Annotated in this window: 18 protein-coding genes; 8 read left to right on the forward strand and 10 right to left on the reverse strand. The window is 42.0% G+C overall.

The features are described from left to right. Window positions 1-425 precede the first annotated feature (425 nt). The 4 genes from rpsL to V7K25_RS02730 all read right to left on the reverse strand — a co-directional run bounded on the left by rpsL (window position 426) and on the right by V7K25_RS02730 (window position 4,320). Window positions 426-809, reverse strand: a complete 384-nt coding sequence (rpsL, locus tag V7K25_RS02715; protein WP_012410236.1) for a 30S ribosomal protein S12 — start codon at window positions 807-809, stop codon at window positions 426-428. A 149-nt stretch (window positions 810-958) separates the two neighbouring features. Continuing rightward, entirely contained in the window at window positions 959-1,285 is a 327-nt protein-coding gene (locus tag V7K25_RS02720; protein ID WP_335154828.1) for a HesB/IscA family protein, read from the reverse strand. A gap of 228 nt (window positions 1,286-1,513) precedes the next feature. After that, on the reverse strand, window positions 1,514-1,933 hold the full coding sequence (locus V7K25_RS02725; RefSeq protein WP_335154830.1) for a cupin domain-containing protein: 420 nt from the start codon (window positions 1,931-1,933) through the stop codon (window positions 1,514-1,516). A gap of 317 nt (window positions 1,934-2,250) precedes the next feature. Then, entirely contained in the window at window positions 2,251-4,320 is a 2,070-nt protein-coding gene (locus V7K25_RS02730) for a phosphodiester glycosidase family protein (protein WP_442948053.1), read from the reverse strand. A gap of 1,020 nt (window positions 4,321-5,340) precedes the next feature. Between V7K25_RS02730 and gltB the strand changes: the two genes are divergently transcribed. After that, window positions 5,341-10,062, forward strand: coding sequence for a glutamate synthase large subunit (gene gltB / locus V7K25_RS02735; protein WP_335154832.1), 4,722 nt, complete (start codon window positions 5,341-5,343; stop codon window positions 10,060-10,062). Window positions 10,063-10,859: 797 nt separating this feature from the next. Here gltB and V7K25_RS02740 read toward each other — a convergent pair. Next, entirely contained in the window at window positions 10,860-11,768 is a 909-nt protein-coding gene (locus tag V7K25_RS02740; protein WP_335154834.1) for a polysaccharide deacetylase family protein, read from the reverse strand. Between the two features lie 1,761 nt (window positions 11,769-13,529). On the opposite strand from V7K25_RS02740, the gene lepB reads away from it, so the two are divergent. After that, complete coding sequence (gene lepB, locus V7K25_RS02745; protein WP_335154956.1) at window positions 13,530-14,102, forward strand: signal peptidase I; 573 nt, start codon at window positions 13,530-13,532, stop codon at window positions 14,100-14,102. Window positions 14,103-14,229: 127 nt separating this feature from the next. Here the strand turns inward: lepB and V7K25_RS02750 are convergent, their stop codons facing one another. Both V7K25_RS02750 and V7K25_RS02755 read right to left on the reverse strand, forming a co-directional pair. After that, window positions 14,230-14,763 (reverse strand): ComEA family DNA-binding protein, encoded by a 534-nt coding sequence (locus V7K25_RS02750; RefSeq protein WP_335154836.1) that lies wholly within the window; start codon window positions 14,761-14,763, stop codon window positions 14,230-14,232. A 13-nt stretch (window positions 14,764-14,776) separates the two neighbouring features. Then, on the reverse strand, window positions 14,777-15,151 hold the full coding sequence (locus V7K25_RS02755) for an NINE protein (protein ID WP_335154838.1): 375 nt from the start codon (window positions 15,149-15,151) through the stop codon (window positions 14,777-14,779). A 349-nt stretch (window positions 15,152-15,500) separates the two neighbouring features. Here V7K25_RS02755 and V7K25_RS02760 point away from each other — a divergent pair, with 349 nt between their 5' ends. Further along, window positions 15,501-16,205, forward strand: coding sequence for a tetratricopeptide repeat protein (locus V7K25_RS02760; RefSeq protein WP_335154840.1), 705 nt, complete (start codon window positions 15,501-15,503; stop codon window positions 16,203-16,205). 58 nt (window positions 16,206-16,263) lie between these two features. Further along, on the forward strand, window positions 16,264-16,587 hold the full coding sequence (locus V7K25_RS02765) for a DUF1825 family protein (protein ID WP_109011164.1): 324 nt from the start codon (window positions 16,264-16,266) through the stop codon (window positions 16,585-16,587). 68 nt (window positions 16,588-16,655) lie between these two features. Here V7K25_RS02765 and V7K25_RS02770 read toward each other — a convergent pair whose 3' ends face one another. Further along, entirely contained in the window at window positions 16,656-18,581 is a 1,926-nt protein-coding gene (locus V7K25_RS02770; protein ID WP_335154842.1) for a transglycosylase domain-containing protein, read from the reverse strand. Window positions 18,582-18,754: 173 nt separating this feature from the next. Here V7K25_RS02770 and tyrS point away from each other — a divergent pair, with 173 nt between their 5' ends. The 3 genes from tyrS to V7K25_RS02785 are packed head-to-tail and all read left to right on the forward strand — an operon-like array spanning window position 18,755 to window position 21,423. Then, window positions 18,755-19,942: a tyrosine--tRNA ligase gene (gene tyrS, locus V7K25_RS02775; RefSeq protein ID WP_335154958.1), complete on the forward strand. Its 1,188-nt coding sequence runs from the start codon at window positions 18,755-18,757 to the stop codon at window positions 19,940-19,942. A 21-nt stretch (window positions 19,943-19,963) separates the two neighbouring features. Continuing rightward, window positions 19,964-20,692, forward strand: coding sequence for an orotidine-5'-phosphate decarboxylase (gene pyrF / locus V7K25_RS02780; protein ID WP_335154844.1), 729 nt, complete (start codon window positions 19,964-19,966; stop codon window positions 20,690-20,692). Further along, the gene (locus V7K25_RS02785) at window positions 20,689-21,423 is read left to right on the forward strand and encodes a hypothetical protein (RefSeq protein WP_335154846.1); all 735 of its coding nucleotides are present in this window, start codon (window positions 20,689-20,691) and stop codon (window positions 21,421-21,423) included. The genes pyrF and V7K25_RS02785 overlap by 4 nt, the downstream gene beginning before the upstream one ends. Window positions 21,424-21,428: 5 nt before the next feature. Here the strand turns inward: V7K25_RS02785 and V7K25_RS02790 are convergent, their stop codons facing one another. Together V7K25_RS02790 and V7K25_RS02795 are read right to left on the reverse strand one after the other, a co-directional pair. Continuing rightward, complete coding sequence (locus tag V7K25_RS02790; protein WP_335154968.1) at window positions 21,429-21,695, reverse strand: hypothetical protein; 267 nt, start codon at window positions 21,693-21,695, stop codon at window positions 21,429-21,431. Then, entirely contained in the window at window positions 21,643-22,461 is an 819-nt protein-coding gene (locus tag V7K25_RS02795) for a phosphotransferase enzyme family protein (protein ID WP_335154848.1), read from the reverse strand. The genes V7K25_RS02790 and V7K25_RS02795 overlap by 53 nt, the downstream gene beginning before the upstream one ends. A gap of 253 nt (window positions 22,462-22,714) precedes the next feature. Here V7K25_RS02795 and remA point away from each other — a divergent pair, with 253 nt between their 5' ends. Then, on the forward strand, window positions 22,715-22,981 hold the full coding sequence (gene remA / locus V7K25_RS02800; protein WP_109011161.1) for an extracellular matrix/biofilm regulator RemA: 267 nt from the start codon (window positions 22,715-22,717) through the stop codon (window positions 22,979-22,981). Window positions 22,982-23,052: the final 71 nt, after the last annotated feature.

Raw genomic sequence — 23,052 nt, forward strand, 5'->3', positions numbered from 1 at the left:
GACTGTTGCAGCAAGGCTGACTTATTGATTGCCAATTTTGGATTAGAGTTTTTGGTAGATGTTCCGACCACAAGGATTGGAAAAATCAAAAGTCTGTAAGCCTCATCCCCTTGTGGGTTCGACCAATCCAAAATTGCAAATCTAAAATCTAAAATTCATTGACTTGCTAGCTGCAACTAAATACTCAAGGCGACAAGATTCTAAACTTTAATGTCCAGATTAGAATTCTGCTGTGGGTTACAGCGTTCTCCTCAGAACTTCTACACTTGCTCGCTTAGTGTAGGTGTAGCTTGCTTGATTTTTTTAAACAGACTTGAGCAGCTTTCGTAACTGCTATTAGTACACAGACCCTGATAGTTTTTTTGTTCTTGAGCGCTTCTAAAGCTAGACGATTAATCGTGTTGGATGCGATTAATCGCCTAATCCTATTTTTTCGCTTCTTTCGGACGCTTGGTTCCATACTTGGAACGTCCTTGTTTACGGTCTTTGACTCCGGCTGTATCTAGGGTGCCACGGATAATGTGGTATCTCACGCCTGGTAGATCCTTAACCCGACCGCCACGAATCATTACAACTGAGTGTTCTTGTAAGTTGTGACCAATACCTGGAATATAAGCTGTGACTTCAAATCCAGAGGTAAGTCTTACTCTTGCTACTTTACGTAGAGCTGAGTTAGGCTTTTTTGGTGTGGTCGTGTATACTCTGGTACAAACTCCCCGACGTTGGGGGCATTGTTTCAGAGCCGGGGACTTGGTTTTCTGACGCGCTTGTTCGCGCTCGTTACGTATTAGCTGCTGTATTGTTGGCATGAGTTACAGCGCGTAAAGCTGCTTATATGTCTAAGTTTTAACAAATCCTAATTATATCGTTTTTTACGGTTTTATGTCAATTGTAATTTTTCCTTAATTAGTTAGTCATTTTTCCTTTCTTAATTGGCCAACGATCGCTAATTTAAGGACTATTGACTAGTTGTGGAGAATGAATTACCACAGCCACAGGTTGCGATCGCCTGAGGGTTTTGGAAGCGAAAACCACCACCCATTAAGTCTTCTGAATAATCCACCCTCAAACCGGTGAGGTAATTTAAGCTTGCGGCATCTATGACTACTTGAATCTCATCCAAGTTGAAAACCTGGTCGCCAACTTTTATTGCTTTATCGAAGGACGTATCATAAAAGAACCCGGAACAACCACCTGGTTTTACAGCCAATCGAAATAAGACATTTGGCTGCTTGGATTGTATTCGCCCAATCTCACTCGCGGCTGCTTGACTCAGATGAATCATGGAACTCGTTTTTTGTAATTGAAGACCCTATCTTCATTTTACAGACAGATGGGTTAATCCTAGCTTCTTGAAAATTCCAAATCATCAAAGCTATAAGCGCGATCGCTATTACTACATTTATAGCACAACACGCTTCAGTCCCCACGTTAACTAGGTAGGGACTTCTGGAGTGCAGTGGTTCCCAAACATGGTTTGCACAAAAATGTATTAAGTTTTTAGATTAGAGCTTTAATCTTTGGTACGGGCATAGTCATCTTGGTAGCGAATAATATCATCTTCTCCCAAGTATTCGCCATTTTGCACTTCAATCAACACCAAGGGGATCACGCCAGGATTCTCTAAACGATGAGATGTACATTGGGGTACATAGGTAGACTCATTATTGCTCAGTAGGACTTCTTTCTCGCCACAAGTTACCCTAGCTGTACCAGATACGACAATCCAATGTTCACTGCGGTGGTGGTGCATTTGTAGACTGAGGCGGTGTCCGGGCTTAACTTCGATGCGCTTGATTTTGTATCCGCGCCCTTCTTCCAAAACTGTAAAAGCACCCCAAGGACGTAGCTCTGTTGCCGCAACGCCTCTGGAAGTGATATTTGAAGGTAGGTGTAGAGTTTCAGTCTGTGTAGTTTCTTGATATCGAGCCATAGTTACCTCATTTGAAGACATAACAAACCGTTGGTACTCTTACTATTGATAAAAAATCTGGCGCTATCTTGCAACGTTGAAAATCATTAATTTTGTCGCACCTTGATAAAGATAGCAAAATCAAACGTGACGGTGTAAATCATCACTCCTAAAACTCTTGCATCTACACCAAGTCTTCATCAAGCAAAATGACAGCTTGTTCTAAACTTTAAAAAGTGATTGGGGACTGGGGCTGGGAAATGGGGCGTTCGTTGGTAATTAAGTTTTTTCCCTATTCCCTATTCCCTATTCCCTACTCCCTACTCCCTACTCCCTGATTATCGTGGTTTCAGGAAAATACCAATTCCATTATGAACACGAGCAGCAGTACTAGGGGAGCGATCGAGTAGTTGTCCTCCTAAGTAAAGGCTGGTAGAACTACCTCCGTCTAAATTTAGGGCATTCACACAGCCCATCTGTTGCAGCAATTGGGCATGTTCTGCCAAATTAGGCCCATAACCGCCTGCACGATTATGTATGGCAGTAATCATCAATGTGCCTGTTGTCGTTGTGCAAATACCGCTACGAATAGCCTTTTCGGCAATAAAGGCATTGCTGAATTTTTCGCTTTTGGCATCGAGGACAATTTGACGATTTTGGACTAATAGCGGCCCGGCTCCGATAATGTGGGGATAACGACTAAAATCAGCCGGAGTAGTCGCGCTGGAAATACTTACTGTGGTTCCAATAGGTAGCTGTGAGGCAGCACTAGTGGCGTTGGCGCGTAAGGTTAGTAGGTAGCCATCCTGGGGAATGGGAACGGCCGTTTCACCAACTTTGCCGCCTGGTAACTGTTGAGTAATTTGGTCTTTCTCTACCACTAGGATAATTTCGTTATCCGTCAAGGGCGTATAAGTTGATCCCCAAGCTGGAGTGTAACGAGCAATGCCACTCTGGACGTAACCGCTATTGAGGAAGAGAATTGGTAGGCGCTGGTCATTTGCCGTAATTAAAGTTTCTTCTAAGGTGAGACGACCGAAGTAAAATTGACCAGAATCATTCCAAGCGATCGCACCTCGGTTGAGAATGGGGCCTGATAACCACTGACCATCCCGACGAATCGCACCCAAGGGGAATCTGTTATTGCGGTTAAAATAACCACCGTTAATTCCAGCTACTGCTAAGTAACGTTGTGCTGTTTGAATTAAGGGAGCAGTACCCGCAAGCCCATCAGTACTAGCCCACATAGGTTTCAGCGTTAGCCCAAATTTACGGGGATTAACTTCTAACCAAACCACCGGAAAGCGTTCTGTGCCTAAGTTGACATAATGCTGTCGCCAACGCAATCCTGGGGCCCAAGTAATATCTCGCTCTTCTAGGGGATCGGGTCGAATATCGATAATCAGGCGATTTGGGTTAGCTATAGTACTAACTTGAGGCGATAGACCGAAGGGAACGCTCAGACTAATTATGGTTTGGTTTTTCACCACCTCCACTTGTTGAATTAGTGGTTCAGGGGCTGGGGGTGGTGGTATTGGTTGTGTTGGTGTAACTGGTAATAATTGTTTGAGCAAGTTTGGCAGCAATGTTGGTGGTGTTGCTGGTGCTGGTGGTGGCTGAGGGGTATAGCGTTCTATCAAAAGGGGATCGGCTATTCCATCCAGGGTAATTGTCCACTCTCTATTTGGCGGTACAGTAGATTTTGGGGTTGGTGTGTCTGGATCGGAAGATGGAGTTTCAATTTTTTTAATAATTGACCCTTCTGCAACTTGCCAGGGAGTTGGACGATCTAAATTGACAAGAATCCGAGTCTGTTGCAAAGGCGCACTTGCCTCTGGAGGTTCCTGGCTCTGAACAATATTTGTAATTTGTGCTTTTGGGGTAGCAATCACCAAAATATTGCCATTGGTTTGGATTTCCCATCCAGATGTTTGAGCAAAATTAGTAATATCAAGATAGCGATATGCGCCTAGTAGCTTGGTGGATAAAACCAGTGGCTTTGTCACCGATGAAAACCACTGTATTGGTTGCCTTGCTGAGTTACTACTGTTTAAGAAATTTACTCCAATTAACTGCCTAAATGCCCCATCACTGAGATGAGTTGTAATCTGACCAGCTTTTCCAGGTCGCTGTAACCAAGTTCCTGGTAGAGTACGACCGTTGAGGGAAATTTGATTACCAGAGGATACCACGCTTGTTAAAGCAGGTGTAGGTGACTGGGAGATAAGCCTGGGTGTTGATTGGGCGTTTTTTGAGGACTCCTGGGCGTTCGCAGCACAGGTAGTAGTTAAGCATAGTGTTATTAAAAATATTGGTGACACAGTAGCTCGGAAAAATCTGTGTTCCCCCTTGGCGATCGCTTTGCGATCGCCATTCCCTGATTGGCAATAATTCGGCATTTTCACCATAATTTACTAGGTTTTTTGAAAACTATCAGCCAAGGCATAAACTAACTAATTATTTGGAAATATAAAAAAAACATGAGTTTATTTTTGAAAAAACATGTTACTCTATATATTGGCTATTCATCTCTTTTAAACCCCAAGCAATTTATTTAGACGCTAAAGCCACTGCAATCAAGTGTTTTAACTGGCACTAATTCTAACCACACTATACACGGTAGTTTTGATTATCAAAACTGGATTAAGATATTTAATCCTGACTGAATGTTGCTAATTCAGTAAGGTCTAGTTAATAGTAATACATGTGCCAACTAGTAAGCGGCAAAACTCTAGACAACAAAGATATTTGGGAATTGTCAAATGGGTATATATTGTAATACGCTGATTTTATTGCTGGATCGGGATAACTAAATAATTACTAATTCGTAATTCGTAATTCGTAATTAAAAGGGTACAGCAGCCCACACTAAATTCATAAATTAGTGGTTAATAAGACAATGGAGGGTACAACCCCCCACTGATTGCAACTACGAATTAAGGTAGCGTAACTTAAAGCCTTCTTTTCTCCCTTGGCGCTAGCGTCTCCCTTTGGGAGAAAGGGGGAGGCTACGCGAACGCTGAGAGCGAGTCCTTATTGTCACGATCAATTACGAATTATTTTGACTTTGGCTTTAAAAATAGTACAGCGTTCAGTTTTAGTTTTGTTTCAGGTGAGCCGAAATAGGCTCTATGAGTAGCTATCGTGCATCTGGAAAAAGGGAATTGATAAAATACTTAGCTTCACAATATAAAAAAGAAACTGTCAGGGCAAAAATGATGTCTTGGCTGAGGTAAGTTGTCTAATAGCACATAAATACATAAAAAATACGCAAAAATTTTAACACGGGTGAACTAACAAAGTAAAACCGAAGTTAAAATTTTTTTTCCCTAAATTTCGGTGCTTGTATATTTTTCCATCGCTGAATTTAGAAACTTTTCCCATAACGTAGTGGCAAAATTGGTAACTCAATACTTCAGGAACAGGGTATGAATAATAAACCGATGAATCAAGACCAACAAATCACAGCGAATATCAACTCAAGAGATACCTATCAGGGGCAAAAGTGGTTAGTAGAGGAACGAGATGCCTGTGGTGTGGGTTTTATTGCTCATCGCCAAAATCATACCAGCCACGAAATTGTCGAAAAAGCCTTAGCTGCTTTAACCTGCTTAGAACATCGGGGAGGTTGTAGCGCCGATCAAGATTCTGGTGATGGTGCTGGGGTATTGACAGCTATCCCTTGGGAGTTGTTCCAACAAGAGTTTGCCGAAAGTGGAAAGGAATTTCCATCCATCAATAATATAGCTGTTGGGATGATCTTTCTACCACAAGACCAGGAAGCAGCACAAAAAGCTAGGGCGGCAGTTGAGCAAGTAGCTGCTGAAGAAAAATTCACTGTACTGGGTTGGCGAGTTGTGCCAGTGCAACCTGATCTACTTGGGGTACAAGCAAGAGAAAATCAACCTCAAATTGAACAAATTTTGTTAGCTTCTGTTGACAAAAGCGGCGATGAATTAGAACGACAGTTGTATATTACCCGCCGCCGAATTAGTAAAGTTGCAACCAACATCTCAGAAGAATTTTATATCTGTTCGTTGTCAAGCCGCACAATTGTCTATAAAGGCATGGTGCGTTCTGCTGTATTGGGCAGCTTTTATGACGATTTAAAGAATCCAGCTTACAAAAGCGCCTTTGCTGTCTATCACCGCCGCTTTAGTACCAACACAATGCCCAAGTGGCCCCTAGCTCAACCAATGCGGCTTTTGGGTCACAACGGCGAAATCAATACTTTGTTGGGTAACATCAACTGGATGATGGCACGAGAAGCTACCCTGAATCATCCTGTATGGAGCGTTGGCGCAGCCTCTTTGCAGGAGACTCGCATCAAGGAACTCAAGCCATTAGTTCATATTGATAACAGCGACTCAGCTACCCTAGACAATGTGCTGGAATTGCTCGTGTGTTCTGGACGCAGCCCTTTGGAAGCTTTAATGATTATGGTTCCAGAGGCTTACCAAAATCAGCCTTCTTTAGCTGACTATCCTGAAATTGTTGATTTCTACGAATATTACAGTGGCCTGCAAGAAGCATGGGACGGGCCAGCACTTTTAGTATTTAGTGATGGCAAAAAAGTTGGTGCAACACTAGATCGTAATGGCTTAAGACCAGCTCGCTACTTGATCACTAAGGATGACTACATTGTTGTAGCTTCGGAAGCTGGTGTAGTAGACTTCCCAGAAGCCGATATTGTCGAGAAAGGTAGGCTCGGCCCAGGACAAATGATTGCTGTGGATTTAGTAAATCATGAAGTCCTGAAGAATTGGGAGATTAAGCAGCGTATTGCCAAGCAGCACCCTTATGGAGAATGGCTGCAACAGTACCGTCAAGAACTCAAACTAATTGTCAGTAGTCAGTCGTTAGATGTGAATGGAAATGGACATCTGGCTGCTGAGAATGGTAACGGGCATAATACAACTGACAAAATTGACAAGCAAACATTGCTTCAGATGCAAACTGCCTTTGGCTACACCACAGAAGATGTAGAAATGGTGATTCATCCAATGGCGATCGCAGGTTCAGAGCCAACTTTCTGCATGGGGGATGATATTCCTTTAGCAGTGCTGTCAACAAAACCTCACCTGCTGTATGACTATTTCAAACAGCGTTTTGCTCAGGTGACGAACCCAGCGATTGATCCCCTGCGGGAAAAGCTAGTGATGTCTTTGAAAGTCGAACTGGGTGAACGGGGTAACTTATTAGAACCCAAGCCAGAATATGCTCGGAGATTGAAACTTGAGTCGCCAGTGTTAACGGATGGTGAGTTAGAGGCGATTAAGCTGTCGGGATTTGCCACAGCTGAGTTGTCAACCTTATTTGCGATCGCTACCGGCCCTGAAGGATTAAAGGCCGCAGTCCAATCTTTACAAGCACAAGCAGCTGAATCAGTCCGCGCAGGTGCAAGGATTTTAATCTTAAGCGATAAGGTAAATGACCGTATCAGCCCAGAATATACATACATTCCTCCCCTGTTAGCAGTGGGTGCTGTACATCATCACCTAATTCGGGAAGGGTTGCGAATGAAAACATCCCTAATTGTCAATACTGCTCAATGCTGGAGTACCCATCACTTTGCTTGTCTGATTGGCTATGGTGCTGGTGCAGTTTGTCCGTATATGGCTTTGGATACGGTGCGTAATTGGTGGTCTGATCCCAAAACTCAAAAGTTAATGGGTGTGCAAAAAATTCCTACCCTCACCCTAGAACAAGCTTTAGGAAACTATTGCAAAGCAGTTGAGTCAGGTTTGCTCAAAATTCTCTCCAAGATGGGAATTTCTCTGCTCTCCAGCTATCAAGCAGCCCAAATCTTTGAAGCTATTGGCATCGGTGGAGATTTAATCGAACTGGGATTCCGGGGTACGACTTCCCGGATCGGTGGTTTGAGTGTTAGCGAACTCGCTGATGAAGTGCTTTCCTTCCACAGCAAAGCTTTCCCAGAAGTGACGGCCAATAAGTTACAAAACCTGGGCTTTGTGCAGTACCGTCCTGGCGGCGAGTACCACATGAATAGCCCAGAAATGGTTAAGGCGCTGCATAAGGCTTTAGATGGCAAAAACTACGACCACTACGAAGTTTACAAAAAGCATCTTCAAGGTAGGCCAGTAACTGCCTTGCGCGACTTGCTAGACTTCCAAGGCGATCGCCCGTCGGTTCCTCTAGAAGAAGTAGAGTCGGTAACTGAAATTGTCAAGCGTTTCTGCACCGGCGGCATGTCTTTAGGCGCTTTGTCAAGAGAAGCTCATGAAACTTTAGCGATCGCCATGAATCGCATTGGCGGTAAATCTAACTCTGGAGAAGGCGGCGAAGATCCAGTGCGCTATACAGTTTTAGATGATGTAGACGAGTCTGGTCACTCGCCAACCCTACCTCATTTAAAAGGATTGCGGAATGGTGATAAAGCCTATAGTGCCATCAAGCAAGTTGCATCGGGACGCTTTGGTGTCACGCCAGCGTACTTAGTCAATGCCAAACAAATTGAAATCAAAATTGCCCAAGGTGCTAAACCTGGGGAAGGTGGACAGCTACCAGGGCCCAAAGTAAGCCAATACATTGCGATGTTAAGGCGCTCGAAGCCAGGTGTCACGCTGATTTCACCACCACCGCACCACGATATCTATTCTATTGAAGACTTAGCGCAACTGATTTTTGATCTGCACCAAATTAATCCCAAAGCCAAGGTGTCAGTGAAGCTAGTTGCAGAAGTTGGCATTGGCACGATCGCAGCTGGTGTAGCCAAAGCAAACGCTGATATTATCCAGATTTCTGGACATGATGGTGGTACAGGTGCATCGCCACTAAGTTCGATTAAACATGCTGGTTCACCGTGGGAACTGGGTTTAAGTGAAGTGCATCGCGTCTTAATGGAAAATAGCCTGCGCGATCGCGTCATTTTGCGCGTAGATGGCGGACTCAAGAGTGGCTGGGATGTGGTAATAGGTGCATTGATGGGCGGTGAAGAATTCGGTTTCGGTTCCATCGCCATGATTGCTGAAGGTTGTATCATGGCGCGAGTTTGCCACATGAATACCTGCCCTGTAGGTGTTGCTACTCAAAAAGAAGAACTCCGCAAGCGGTTTAGCGGAATACCGGAACAGGTTGTCAACTTCTTCTACTTCATCGCTGAAGAAGTGCGTAGTTTGTTAGCACGACTAGGCTACCGTTCTTTGTCAGAAATCATTGGACGTGCAGATTTGTTGAAACTGCGCCCAGAGGCAAAACTCACCAAAACGCGATCGCTGAACCTGGACTGTTTACTGAAGCTACCAGATACCAGAGACAATCGTGATTGGTTACTGCATGAAGAAGTCCATAGCAACGGCGTGGTTTTAGATGACAAGATGCTTGCCGATCCCGACATTCAGGCTGCCATTAGGGATCAGTCCACTGTTACCAAGACTTATCCTATTGTCAATACTGACAGAACAGTAGGCACAAGATTAGCAGGAGCGATCGCTTCTCAATACGGTGACAGCGACTTTGAAGGACAAATTAATCTCAACTTCACAGGTAGCGTTGGGCAAAGCTTTGGTGCCTTCAACCTTCCTGGTATAATTTTAACTCTGACAGGAGAGGCAAACGACTACGTAGGTAAAGGAATGCATGGTGGTGAAATCATCATCAAACCTTCAACTGATGCTACCTATAACGCATCACAAAACGTGATAGTTGGCAATACATGCCTCTATGGTGCTACTGGTGGCATGTTATTTGCCAATGGTTTAGCAGGAGAGCGCTTTGCTGTAAGAAATTCTAAAGCCATAGCAGTGATTGAAGGCGCTGGGGATCACTGCTGTGAATACATGACTGGTGGTGTGATTGTCGTCCTCGGCAAAGTAGGACGTAACGTAGCAGCTGGAATGACTGGTGGACTGGCGTACTTCTTAGATGAAAACGACTCATTTCGTGAGTTAGTTAACCCGGAAATTGTCAAAATCCAACGGCTGATTACAGAAGCAGGTGCAAAACAACTGCAAGAATTAATCAAAACTCATGCGGAACGCACTGGTTCACCAAAGGCGAAGAAAATTCTGCAAAACTGGCAAGAATTTTTACCGAAATTCTGGCAGTTAGTACCACCTTCTGAAGCTGATACTCCCGAAGCTGATCCGCAAAAAAAAACAACTGAGTTCAGTTTAGTAAGCAGTCATTAAGAGACTTCCAACAAATAAATTATCCAATCTTGTAAGGCAGGCCGGAAAGCCTGCCTTTTGATAAAACAAGGTTCTCGTACCTCGAATAAGTAAAATACCTCAAGGGTATTTCCCTTGAGGTATAAGCATAATTGTTTAAGAATGGTTAAGGGATAGCTCAGTTGCTATTAGGCAAGGATATTTCATACAACAAGAAAAAAATAATAATGATTTGTAGAGGTGGAGAAAAATGGATAACTAAAAAGTGTGAATCTTGTCAAACAATCGCAGTAAGTACCACACTATCAGTAAATCTAGGGACGAAGACATGAATTCTGGTTAGTATTATTGCTGATATTGCTAAGAGCAATGATTGAGTATTGGAGCCATCAACAATTGTCAGATTTTACCAAAATACAAAAGACTTGCGCTTAATGAACTGTTAAACCTAGATGAGACAATCAGCTTTCCATCAGGTTCTTCATTTTGACGAGTGCTGAAAACAGTAAATTTTCAGCTATTCAGCGACTTATTTAATAATTGATGAGTATCAGTTTTATTTTACCAATGCCAGGACAGAGACTGGCCATAGATGCCAAAAGCATTCGTTGGACAGTCACAGATTACAGTCAGTCCTACCAAAACTTTATCAATATTTGATTTGGGCAATCGTTGTTTGGATAAAAAGTTTTTAGCTCACTGCTATAGTGCCCTTAATTATCACTCTCTAACCGAATGCAAAAACAGCCATTTTAACCAAAAAATAATTTTAGTATTTAGCCAATTACTATTAACTAATTACCTATAATTAATAATTATTACTTTTTCTTAGCAATCAACTTTTGGTCTGCATCTTCCATTTGTAAAAGCTCTGGAATAGTAACAAAGCGATAGCCTTGCTTTCTAAAATTGTTAATAATTTCTGGTAAAGCTTGCACAGTTCTGGAACGGTTACCGCCACCATCATGCATTAGGACAATACCACCAGGTTTTGAATCTCTAATCACATTATTAATCAACTTTGGTACAGCTGGCAACTTGTAATCTGTGGAGTCAGCTGACCACATCACCACAACATATTTTTGGCCTTTGGCATAAGCAGCTAATCCATTGTGCAGGATGCCACCAGGCGGTCGGAAGAGATTTGTTTTAGCACCTGTAACTTGATAAATAAGGTCTTCTGTGCGATCTATTTCAAAAGCAGCAGCTTGTAGATTCATGAAGTGATACCAGTGATGCCAAGTATGGTTGGCAATGACGTGACCTTGAGCTACAATCTGCCTTCCTAATTCTGGATAATTTTTTAGATTCTGCCCAATGACAAAAAACGTCCCTTTGATATTATTTGATTTCAGAATATTTAGCACTTGTTCTGTGCTCTTGGGCCAAGGGCCATCATCAAAGGTAAGAGCAATTACTTTCTCCCCCTGAGTGAGTTTTGCAGTGCTAATTATTGCCCCTTGAAAACGTGATGGTATAGCGTAGGATAGCCCCTTTACTTGTGCTTCTTGCTGCCAACTTGTAAGCATCGCCGCCTTTAATTTTTCAATGCGCTGCTGAGTTCCTACGTTTGCAGTTACATCCTTGACATTTATACTTTGTCTACTCTGAGCCTCCGAAGGATTTGGCCTTAGAAGCATCATAAAAGCAAGGCTAAAAACACCACATAAGGCAAGCAGTGCAATTAATATTCCTTCTGGCCACAAAAACGACTTATTGTTTTCCACCCCATAGCTCCTTCAAATATCGAACCATCAACCACGTTATGACGGTACGTTATAGCACACTTTTTTTAGATATCTTAGATACCATTTGCTTTCTGGTAATCCTGAAAATTGAAATTGGGAATAACGACAATTCAAAATCGAGAAGACAGACTATATAGCTTTAACTGAAATATAGATGCTCTAGATTTGGGCGATCGCTTATACAATACTTGATACTGTTTAATATCAATCCATTTATTAAAAGCGATATTCTTACCCCTAGCTCTAACAAGGAAGGAGCGCAATCGAATAATTAATGACACCCCAAAATCTTCTTCATCACAGTTCTGAATTAGTTTCTGTCTTTCACTTCACCACTAAGGCAGCATTATCTTGTTAAGTTTTATAGTTTTGCAAATAAGATTTAGCTCAACTATCACGCATACAATTAGCATTTTTTGTGGGCTGAAGTTTTTATAGCAATACTTTTTGACAGGAAAGCTATATAAGTTGTAGCTGAGTAAATTATTTAATTAATATACAAAACTACTTACAAGGGGCGGGGTATTTTTCAGAAAAGAGTCTAATAAACTATTAGCTCTATTCTTGATAAGATATATCTTACTGCCTGCTACCATTCCTTCCTTTTTAAGAAAAAGTTAAATTTTTAACTTTTAGAATGTTGCCTTGAACTTTCTATGAAATAGACAGACGAAAATCGATTAAATATAGTTTCTCATTGCCAAGGGGCATTTATTCGTTAATTTAGATGCTTTTAAATCATTCAGTATAAATGATTCTATCAGCAGCTTAACTCTGTTTTTGATGCTGATACTTAAGCCTAAATTACTAGTAGCTTTTTGTCTGTTAATTTTCTTCTTGATAGTAAGGGAGATTTATATATTATTAATAGTACAATCTAGTATATACTGTCACAGTAAAATTACGCAATTTTTTCAAATCTTAATAGCCCAACTGTTAAAGCAGTATTTTTTAGTATACATATATACTAAAATTAAAGCCCAGTAGAATTAGTTGACGTAAAATTCAGAATATGTAAAATTTTTGAAATACACGTAATTGCGTAATACAGATAAAATTATGAAATGCAAAACCCAACATTCATCGGAGTGTTGCATCTCATGCTTCGCTGCGCGACGCTAACGCGAACGACCCAAGCGACAAAATTTATTGCACTAATTTAGCTGTGCGACGTCACTATATATACTTAGATTTTTTCACCCAATCAAATCGGATTACTATATTTAAGTAAAGCATTCGTTAAGAAACTTTCAAATAAAAAATACTTTACTATTTGTTGTGGGGTGGGCTGAAAAGCCTGCCTTAGGCTACGGGCGAGACGCCCACCCCACAAGATTGGTAATTTATTTGTTGGAAGTCCCTAAACTGTATTTGCCACTCAACGATCAATTTTCTGCTCAAAGAAAAAACCGACTGGCTGTATCGCTCTACCAATCGGTAACTGCTTTTTTAGCAGTAGGAAGCAAAATTGAAAATCATCTCATAACTTGCCTTATAATTGCAGCAATTAGAATTAAGATTTTTAATTATCTATCTAAAAATCTTAATCATCAGCTTATATTGCCTTAAACAGGTCATAGTTGATTTACAGTAGTTTTGCTTGTCTTTGGTAGATGCGATAATTGTATTATTTAATATTTAGTATGGATTTATGCGGAATCCATCATGTTTATTAGTATACCTTTTGAGTCAAAATAATCAAGGTATTTGTTCCACTTCTTAAACTGGCTAGAAACTTTTATGATTCCTCACGAAAGTGATGCAAAAGAAGAGCGTGCGTCGTTAAAAGTATGGCGTAGTTGGCAAGAAAATCTAATTTTAATTGCGATCGCATTGTGTTTGGCATTTTTTATCAGGACTTTTATCGCCGAACCCCGCTATATACCTTCTGATTCGATGCTGCCTACTTTACATACAGGCGATCGCTTGGTAGTTGAAAAAATATCCTACCATTTTCACCCTCCCATAACTGGGGATATTATTGTTTTTCAGCCACCCGCAGAACTACAACGTCGAGGATATCTCAAAGACCAAGCTTTCATCAAACGGGTTATTGGCCAGCCTGGTGAGGTAGTTAGTGTTGTTTCTGGCAAAGTCTATCTCAATGGTCAACCTTTGACAGAAGACTACATCGCTGAACCCCCAAATCAGCCATATCGACCAGTGAAAGTTCCAGAAAATGAGTTTTTTGTCATGGGAGATAACCGCAACGATAGTAATGACTCTCGTTATTGGGGCTTTTTACCCAGAGAAAATGTCATCGGTCGAGCAGCGTTTCGCTTTTGGCCTCTCGATCGCATTGGGTTCATTTAATCAATTTTAGATTTTAGATTTTAGATTTTTCCTTTAATCGAAAATCCAAGTTGCACAGTAAAGGCATCAAAGGTGTGACTCAAAATCTAAAATTGGCGGAGTTAGGAGTTATTTTAAAACTTCTAACTTAAAACCTTAAATAATACATCAGTTGAGCGATCGCATCACCAGTTAACTCCAACCGCCGTTGGAAATCAGCCAGGTTACGGTAAGGCCCAGCTAATTGTCGATTTTGAATCACTGCTTGCGCTAGAGACAAATCTATAAATGGAATTTGGGCTAAATTTTCAACTGTTGCTGTATTTGGATTGACTAAATGGGCCGGACTTTCTAAAGATTCGTGGTCATAATAAATAAAATTCAGCAGAGGTTTTAATGGCTCTAACCGGGGCGCTGGTACAGCCAAAGCCGCAGCGATATCTTCAATACAGTAAAATTTAACACCCGAACGCGAAAGTTCTACAAGCGATCGCGCTTGGTGAATTGATAAACCTGGTAAGCGTAACCAATCATCTACAGTGGCTTGATTAGCATCAATGCGGATACCTAATTTAGCCGCTAGCTGAATTTCTTCCCCAGATTGTAAGCGATAGTAGGGATCGTTGAGGAGCTTGGCCCGAAGTTTTTGTAGCCTGGGGTTCAAAGGTAGCCAGTTGTTCATGTTGTCGCTTAACTTAAGAAATCTGGTCTAGCAATTGGCGGCGCTTTTGTTCAAATTCATACTCTGAAATCAGTCCATCCTGGCGCAGAGCATCTAATTCCCGCATTGCCTCAGCGATCGCTCCTACCTGATTACTCGCCTTTTGTGAGTTTCTTGTTGCTGACTTGCCTAGATTAAAATTACGATCAAAAACTTCTTCATCTTGAGCTAAATACCAAACTCCCTCAATGGCACTAGCTACTCTGGGGATCGGCGTCCATGAAAGCAAAAAATACAAAAGACCCCAAAATGGCTGTCCCAGATAGAATTTATGTAATCCTGAAATTGTCAGCGTGCCGGAAAAAGCTAAAACAGCTGCAACACTTCGACTTTTGCGCTTAGTCAACATATTTTTAATAAATATACCAATACCATAGTTCCGATAATTAGACAGTCAACTACTCTGCGTTGCCCTTTAGACCTTTAGATGAGAACTCCCAGACATAATTTAGTATTTGCAGAAATTTGAGTAAGTTTCACATGACCGTGCATTGAGCTTTGATGCTAATTTTAAATTTTTAACAGTTTTATTACTACTATGTCATAGACCTTCCTACCGCCAAAATGGCTTGAACAGCTTTGTGATCCTTACGCTGTGCTAGGAATTTCTGTAATTGCTGACGATCGCCAGATTTTTAAACGCTATCACACTTTAGCGAAGCTGCGATCGGGATGTAGCAGCTTCTGAGCAGAAGCCTTTGTCTTCTCAAAGTGCCATAGCTGAGAAAATTATAGAAATGTCTACACCCCAAGCAGAATTATTTTACGAAGAAGCGATCGCCTGCTATGCAGAAGATCAATACAAATCATTAGATCAGTTTTATCAGGTGACGCAACAAATTAGTACACTGAATTTAGTATACTTACGGTTACATAAACCAGACCTACAATTAACACAAAAACCTGTTAGCATCCTCTCTGAGGTAGAAGTTAAGCCAGTTGAATTGACATTAACTGAAAAAACTGATGTCAAATCAGTTGTGACAAACTACGCTCAACGTCACTACCAGCGAACTATTGAGTACGTCAAGCTAGCCAAGTGGCCCCTAGCCCTGCAAAAATTGCGCGATGCCATCAAATTAGAGCCAAATAACAGCGACTATTATGCCTTATTAGGTTTGGTACATCTCAAACAGGAATTTATCGAGATGGCCAGGGTTTACATCCATCAAGCATTAAAGCTGAACCCGCAAAATTCACTAGCTTTGAAATACGCTCCCGAAGTGAAAATTCAATCTGGTAAAAACACCAATCTGAAATCAATGGCTACAGCTATGAGTATTGCGGCTTTATTAAGTCGGTTTACTCAAAAGAAAGTTCTCAAGTCAAGTGTTGAAATTTCGGTAACAAACCGTACTAAAACCGAAGCTTCGTTACTAGATTACTCTCCTAGACTAAAATAATAATAGAAGTAAAACTATTAAGCTGCTGAGTCTGGACACTCAGTTTAATATAAGCAATATGGGATTCTTCGATTCTGAGATAATTCAGCAAGAAGCAAAACAGCTGTTTGAGGATTATCAAGCACTAATCAAGCTTGGTAATAACTACGGCAAATTTGACCGCGATGGCAAAAAGCTATTTATTGAGCAAATGGAAGCCATGATGGATCGGTATCGCATCTTTATGAAGCGCTTCGAGCTATCAGAAGATTTCATGGCACAAATGACAGTAGAACAACTGAAAACACAATTAGGTCAGTTCGGTGTCACCCCACAACAAATGTTTGACCAAATGCACCTCACTTTAGAACGGATGAAAGCCGAGCTAGAAAAACAAGCCTAAAAAAAGTTAGTAGTTAAGAGCTAGGAGTTCTCAATAAACTCATAACTCATAACTTATCACTCCTAACTTTAATTTGACTTGGGCCGAGGAAACTGGGAAGGTGGCTTAAAGTTTTCTACTGGTGTGTTCTTCAGTGCCTTCTCCATAAAATCTTTCCAGATGGGAGCAACCATAACACCACCTGTTGCATGGTCAGCTAATTGTCTGTTGTCGTCTCTCCCCACCCAAACAGCAGTTGTTAATTGCGGTACAGTGCCAACAAACCAAATATCTTTTTCTGATGATGTTGTTCCCGTCTTACCTGCGGCTGGGCGACCGATAGCAGCACCTTTACCTGTACCTTCAGAAATTACCGATCGCATCACATCGATAATTGCTGCTGAAGCCCAAGGATCGAGAACTTGCTGTGGTTTAGGGGTATTGTCTAGCAACACGTTACCACTACTATCGGTGACACGGGCAATTACAGTTGGTGGAGATTGCCAACCATAATTAGCAAAGGTAGCATAAGCACTAGCCATTTCCAAAGGTGTAACACCAATTGCACCAAGTGGCAAGGAAGACACAGGTTCCATTGGACTCATAATCCCCAAGGTACGGCAGGTTTCTATGACTCTATTCATTCCCACAGCCTTACCAATCTTGATCACGGGAATGTTGCGCGATTGGGCTAAAGCTGTGCGGATTGGCATCGCTCCCCTAAAACTATTATCATAATTTCTGGGAAAGTACCAACCGTTACCATCTCGATAACTAACTGGAGCATCTACTACCGTTGTGTCTGGCCCATATTTACCAGTAGCAAAAGCAGTATAATATACAAACGGTTTAAAAGAAGATCCGGGCTGGCGTTGAGATTGAGTTGCACGATTGAATTCACTGGTCTTAGGATCTATACCGCCTACCAATGCTTTGATAAAATGCGTGCGCGGATCTATTGATACCAGGGCCATTTGATTTTTAGATAATCCTTGCTCCAGAAGTGTTTTATGCCACTTACTGACGGTTTCCTCTGCCATCATTTGGAAGTTGGCATCAACTGTAGTTTGTACCCGCATCCCGCCTTTAAGTAGTGTCTCACGCCCAAACTTTTTAGCCAACTCCTGCGCTACAGTATTGGTTACATAAGGTAGGGCACTACCTTGAAAAGATTTGATTTTACCAAGTTTGATTTCTTGTTTGAGGGCATTGTCGTACTCTGACTGGTTGATCCAGTTCAACTCCAGCATCCGTCCTAGCACTTCTTTTTGTTTTTGTTTTGCCAGCTTCATGCTCACAAACGGACTGAATTCTTCTGGTGCTTGGATCAAACCCGCCATCATTGCTGACTCACCCAAGCTTAAATATTCTGCTGACTTATTAAAGTAACTGCGGGCTGCCGTTTGTACACCATAATTGTTATGACCCCAATAAACTTGATTGAGGTACATTTCTAAAATTTGGTCTTTGGTAAGAATTTGCTCTAACCTGATTGCCAGCACCGCCTCGGCTAACTTGCGGGTAAAGGCACGCTTTTGAGACAAAAATAGGTTTTTTACCAATTGCATAGTAACAGTAGAGCCACCCTCTTTAACTCCACCTGCTACAGCGTTAACTACTATAGCCCGACCAACACCAGTAGGGTTAATACCGTGGTGATCGTAGAAGTGGCTATCTTCACTTGCTAATACTGCTCGTTTTAAATTCGGGGAAATTCTATCCAGGGGCACGACTTCCCGGTTGGCTTCCCCGTGGATACTCGTTAAAAGTTTACCCTTAACGTCATAGATGTAAGTTGTTTCTGAGGGAAAGAAGTTACGTAGCTGTCTCACATCTGGCAAATTGCGGAAACTAATGGCTAAACCAACCAGTCCTCCGGCTACAATGGAACTTGCCAACATGGTCATTGAGAGGAGAGTACCGCCAGTTACCTGACCGACTCCTTTCAAAAACTCAAAACCTGATGAAGCCCGACGTTGTGGCTGTTTATCTTCAAAAGTCCTAGAAGACGACACGGCGATTTCACTTCCTCACTTGTAAATTTAACTGTAATTGATTGGACGAAGCAAGGCGGTTAATTTTTTGCAATTATAGTAGTTTGGCAGATGAGAAAGCGGATAAATTGCAAGTGTTTATAACCAACTTAACTTCTGGTGTACAAAACATAGCTAACAGTGGATTTTCTAGTATGACGCAAGATTTTGCTTGGCTGCGTCGTGGTGTGGTAGAAGTTTTCCCACAACCAACTGATGTTAACAGTGAAACTCTAGAAAAGCGCTTGGTAACTACAAACCAACCTTTGAGGATTAAATTGGGCATTGACCCTACAGGTACTGATATTCATCTTGGTCATAGCATACCAGTACGGAAACTGCGAGCGTTTCAAGATGCAGGACATATAGCAGTTCTGATTATTGGCGATTTTACCGCACGTATCGGCGATCCGACAGGTAAATCTGAAGTGCGTCGTCAGCTTACAGAAGCAGATGTAGCCCAAAATGCTCAGACTTATCTTGACCAAGTACGTCCTATCTTGGATTTTGACACACCAGGAAGGTTAGAGGTGCGCTATAACTCCGAATGGCTCTCTGGGCTAAACTTAGAGAAAATTTTGGAGTTACTCTCCACGATGACGGTGGGGCAGATGTTAGCTAAGGAAGGATTTGCCGATCGCTATAAAAAAGAGAATCCAATTTTTATCCATGAGTTCCTGTACCCGTTAATGCAAGGTTTTGATTCCGTTGCCGTTGAGGCAGATGTGGAATTGGGAGGGACTGATCAGAAATTTAACATTGCTGTGGGCAGAGATTTGCAACGCCATTTTGGTCAAAAGCCACAGTTTGGGATGCTGCTGCCAATTTTGATTGGCACGGATGGGGTGCAAAAAATGTCCAAGTCTTTGGGTAATTATATTGGGTTGTCGGAACATCCAGGGCAAAAATATCAGAAGTTACAAGGAGTTCCCGATCATCTGCTAGAACAGTATTTTGAACTGCTGACAGATTTACCTTTGGATAATCTGCCAGAAAATCCCCGCGATCGCCAGACACTTTTAGCATGGGAAGTTGTCAAACAGTACCACGGCGAACAAGCAGCTCAAGAGGCTAAAGAAGCTGCCCAAAGTGGCGGAAAGGAAGGTGCAGTTCTAGAATTCTCTTTAGCTGAGATATCGCATCCCGCTAAGTTAGCGTATATTCTCAATGTCACTGGCTTATGCAAAAGTACAGGAGAAGGAAAGCGAAAAATTCAAGAAGGTGGAGTGCGCTTAGATGGCGATCGCATTACCGATGTTGATACTACTTTTGCTGAACCCGCCCAGTTACAAGGTAAGGTTTTACAAGTTGGGAAAAATAAGTTTGTGCGTTTAGTGCCTTAAATGGGGAGTGGGGAGTAGGGAATGGGGAATAGTGAACAGGCACAACGAATTATTGTGCCTTTGGATGTGCCGGATGAACAAAGTGCGATCGCTCTTATAGATCAACTCCCGCAAGTGGTTTGGTGGAAAGTTGGCTTAGAGTTGTTTACCAGCACTGGCCCGAAAATTCTAGAAGTGCTAAAGTCCAAACAAAAGCGCATCTTCCTAGATTTAAAATTTCACGATATCCCGAACACAGTCGCTGGTGCAAGTCGTAGTGCAGCTCGTTACGGGGTAGATTTGTTGACAATTCACGCAGCATGTGGTACAAAAGCTCTGAAAGCTGCAACGGAAGCGGCACAAGAAGGGGCAGCCCAAGCAGGTGTAAAACCGCCTAAATTAATTGCCATTACTTTACTAACGAGTATTTCTGCTAGACAACTGGCGTTTGATTTAAAAATACCCCTAGAGTTACCAGAATATGCTCTAGAAATGGCCCTGCTGGCTCAAGAGGCGGGATTGGATGGGGCAGTCTGTTCGCCCCAAGAGGCGGCACAGCTACGACAAACTTGTGGAGATGACTTTTTACTAGTTTGTCCTGGGGTTAGGCCAACTTGGGCTGATATTGGCGATCAAAAGCGATCGCTCACTCCAGCACAAGCAATTATTGCTGGTGCAGATTATCTGGTGATTGGGCGTCCCATTACTACTGCTACTGAGCCAGAGTTAGCCTGGAAGAGGATTTCTGAGGAGTTAACCACGGTGGCATGAAGCTAAAAGTCAGTAAGAAGCCGGGTGATAGGGTGCAGGGTGTAGGGGAGATAAATCTTTACTCTTCGCTTAAAAAGAAAAATTCTAGTTGGCTTTTAGCTTGTGGCTTCTGGGTTTTAATATCAAATAGCCAAGCTTTACCAGCGTTATCGATAAACCTCACCCCTAAACCCTCTGCGATCGCAGAAAAGGAAAATGTCAACGGTGGGGTTAAGTCTTTCTGTTCTGAGCAAAATTTAGAAACATTAACTATACAGTTACTGCAAGATTTACCTAGTTATACTAATCGCGCTAGTCAACGCGCCCGCCGCCTCAGAAGAAGCAGTGATGTTTACAGTTATATGCTGGTGGCAGGAAGACCTGAGTTTATTCCTTTGCCCCTTAACCTTGAAGAATATAGTGCAGACGCTTCTAAAAGTTCTGCATCAGGAGTTGAGCAAGTTTTCTTTACTACCTTAGAGCGGCAGTATATAGGAAAGAAAGCGGTAGAATTGCAGGAATTCCACTGGCTATTGTTGACTAAAACTAAAATTGGTTGGCGTTTAGTAATGATGTTTTCTCAAATTGGTTCCTATTCAGGACAGCAGCCACTATCTCCGCCACGCGATAGTAGTAATGGCACTGTTGCCCAAGGAGTTAAAACTTGGTTACGCGATTGTCAAGCTGGAAGTGTACGACGGATACGTGCTGTAAATCTGGGAGACAAAATTAAACCGTTAATATCAAAGTAGAACAGCTATAACTCGAACAAAAATGCCTCGCCTTTAAGATATTTGCTACAGAAGCTTTCACTAACGTAGGGTACAGTTTCTAATAAATAATCGTGTTCATTTGGCTGCGGCGCTAAAAAAGCAAAATTGTTTACCATTGCTCCAAGAAAGAACGCCTCCAAGATACTTTGATACTCATCGGGCAGTTGACGCAGGCTTTGATAGCCACTGATGAACGATTTACGGTTTTCGGTTTTCGGGAAACAGATGCAGCAGTGTATGAGCAATGTCATAAAGGTAGTAGCCGAAGCCACAACAGGAAAAGTCGATGGGCTGTGCTTTACCTGTATAAAAGATGTAATTCTTTTCATTTAGGTCTGCGTAAATCAGACCCCAATTAGTGGGTGTTTTTTCTAGTGCTGTCATCACATTACTAATTCGCTGAACCACACTCTCAAGCACAGCGAAATTAGTCACAGATATCGTACCATCATCTATTAGCGATCGCAGCTTCATTAGTGAGGCGTGTAGTTGCTCCCAATCATATTTTGGTCGAGTGAAGCCTGAAGGCAATTGCCAAAAGCTGGTGTGCTGGTGTAACTGAGCCATAAGTTCTCCGACTCGCCTAGCCTGCATCGGTGTAGGTTCAGTATCGAGAGGGGAACCATCGACCCACTTTAGTAGTATACAGTTGAGTGTTTCGCTGATGTCATCAATTCTTACAGAGGTAATAAAACTGCCACTGAGGTTCTGTACGGGATATGGCACAACCAAATCGGTATCTTGATACAACGCATTTAACCACATGAGTTCTGACTCAATGACGGCATCTTGTTGCCAGATGCGATCGCCCAACTCAGCGATTGGATAATGGATACGGAAAAGAAATAACGCTTGCTCATCATATTCTCCAGATGTAGCAAAATTTTGATTATTCCGAGTGTCAACGCGAAACGTCACATTTTCGCTATGGCCTAAAAATACCAATTGAGCAGCATTGACATTGTACTGAGCTAGCGCATTTAGAGCCAGGCAATTCCAATCGATTTTTCTCTCCATCAATTTCCGAATTAGATACTTATTTCAAACGAAATAAATGTACATCATCCAACTAACTTGTATCAGTGTAATTGCGCCTGTATCTATGGGAAGATTTTGAGGGAAAATAGTTAATAAATAGCGAAAAAAAAGCAGACATTATTTAAAAACGAAGGCTGGCTTGAATTTAATCGTTGTTACTCCTGTTTTTTGGCGATAACATGTAAATAAGTTTACTTCAAGCTTCTCAAACCGCGTTTGGCGTCAGTTTTTTATGGAGATTCAGTTAATTAATATTGGTTTTGGTAACATCGTGTCTGCCAATCGAGTAGTTGCCATTGTCAGTCCAGAGTCTGCCCCGATTAAGCGGATTATTACCGATGCACGGGACAGGGGTCAACTGGTTGATGCAACTTACGGCCGTCGGACTAGGGCTGTAATTATCACCGATTCCAGCCACGTAATTCTGTCGGCGATTCAGCCGGAAACGGTAGCGAATCGCTTTGTAATTTCCCGCGAGCATCAAACTGTAGATAATTGATTAAGTATGGATTAACAATCTCACTTTTATTTGCATCGTATCGGTAGTACCATGTGAATTAGACAAGTTTT

Origin of the sequence: Nostoc sp. (assembly GCF_036919495.1) — a bacterium.
Taxonomy (GTDB): Bacteria; Cyanobacteriota; Cyanobacteriia; order Cyanobacteriales; family Nostocaceae; genus Nostoc.

Coding starts and splice junctions, on each gene's coding strand:
- V7K25_RS02785 (WP_335154846.1), top strand. CDS start 20,689: ATGAAGCTAAAAGTCAGTAAGAAGCCGGGTGATAGGGTGCAGGGTGTA.
- pyrF (WP_335154844.1), top strand. CDS start 19,964: ATGGGGAATAGTGAACAGGCACAACGAATTATTGTGCCTTTGGATGTG.
- lepB (WP_335154956.1), top strand. CDS start 13,530: ATGATTCCTCACGAAAGTGATGCAAAAGAAGAGCGTGCGTCGTTAAAA.
- V7K25_RS02720 (WP_335154828.1), bottom strand. CDS start 1,285: ATGATTCATCTGAGTCAAGCAGCCGCGAGTGAGATTGGGCGAATACAA.
- tyrS (WP_335154958.1), top strand. CDS start 18,755: ATGACGCAAGATTTTGCTTGGCTGCGTCGTGGTGTGGTAGAAGTTTTC.
- remA (WP_109011161.1), top strand. CDS start 22,715: ATGGAGATTCAGTTAATTAATATTGGTTTTGGTAACATCGTGTCTGCC.
- rpsL (WP_012410236.1), bottom strand. CDS start 809: ATGCCAACAATACAGCAGCTAATACGTAACGAGCGCGAACAAGCGCGT.
- V7K25_RS02790 (WP_335154968.1), bottom strand. CDS start 21,695: ATGACATTGCTCATACACTGCTGCATCTGTTTCCCGAAAACCGAAAAC.
- V7K25_RS02795 (WP_335154848.1), bottom strand. CDS start 22,461: ATGGAGAGAAAAATCGATTGGAATTGCCTGGCTCTAAATGCGCTAGCT.
- V7K25_RS02725 (WP_335154830.1), bottom strand. CDS start 1,933: ATGGCTCGATATCAAGAAACTACACAGACTGAAACTCTACACCTACCT.
- V7K25_RS02750 (WP_335154836.1), bottom strand. CDS start 14,763: ATGAACAACTGGCTACCTTTGAACCCCAGGCTACAAAAACTTCGGGCC.
- V7K25_RS02730 (WP_442948053.1), bottom strand. CDS start 4,320: ATGGTGAAAATGCCGAATTATTGCCAATCAGGGAATGGCGATCGCAAA.
- V7K25_RS02765 (WP_109011164.1), top strand. CDS start 16,264: ATGGGATTCTTCGATTCTGAGATAATTCAGCAAGAAGCAAAACAGCTG.
- gltB (WP_335154832.1), top strand. CDS start 5,341: ATGAATAATAAACCGATGAATCAAGACCAACAAATCACAGCGAATATC.
- V7K25_RS02755 (WP_335154838.1), bottom strand. CDS start 15,151: ATGTTGACTAAGCGCAAAAGTCGAAGTGTTGCAGCTGTTTTAGCTTTT.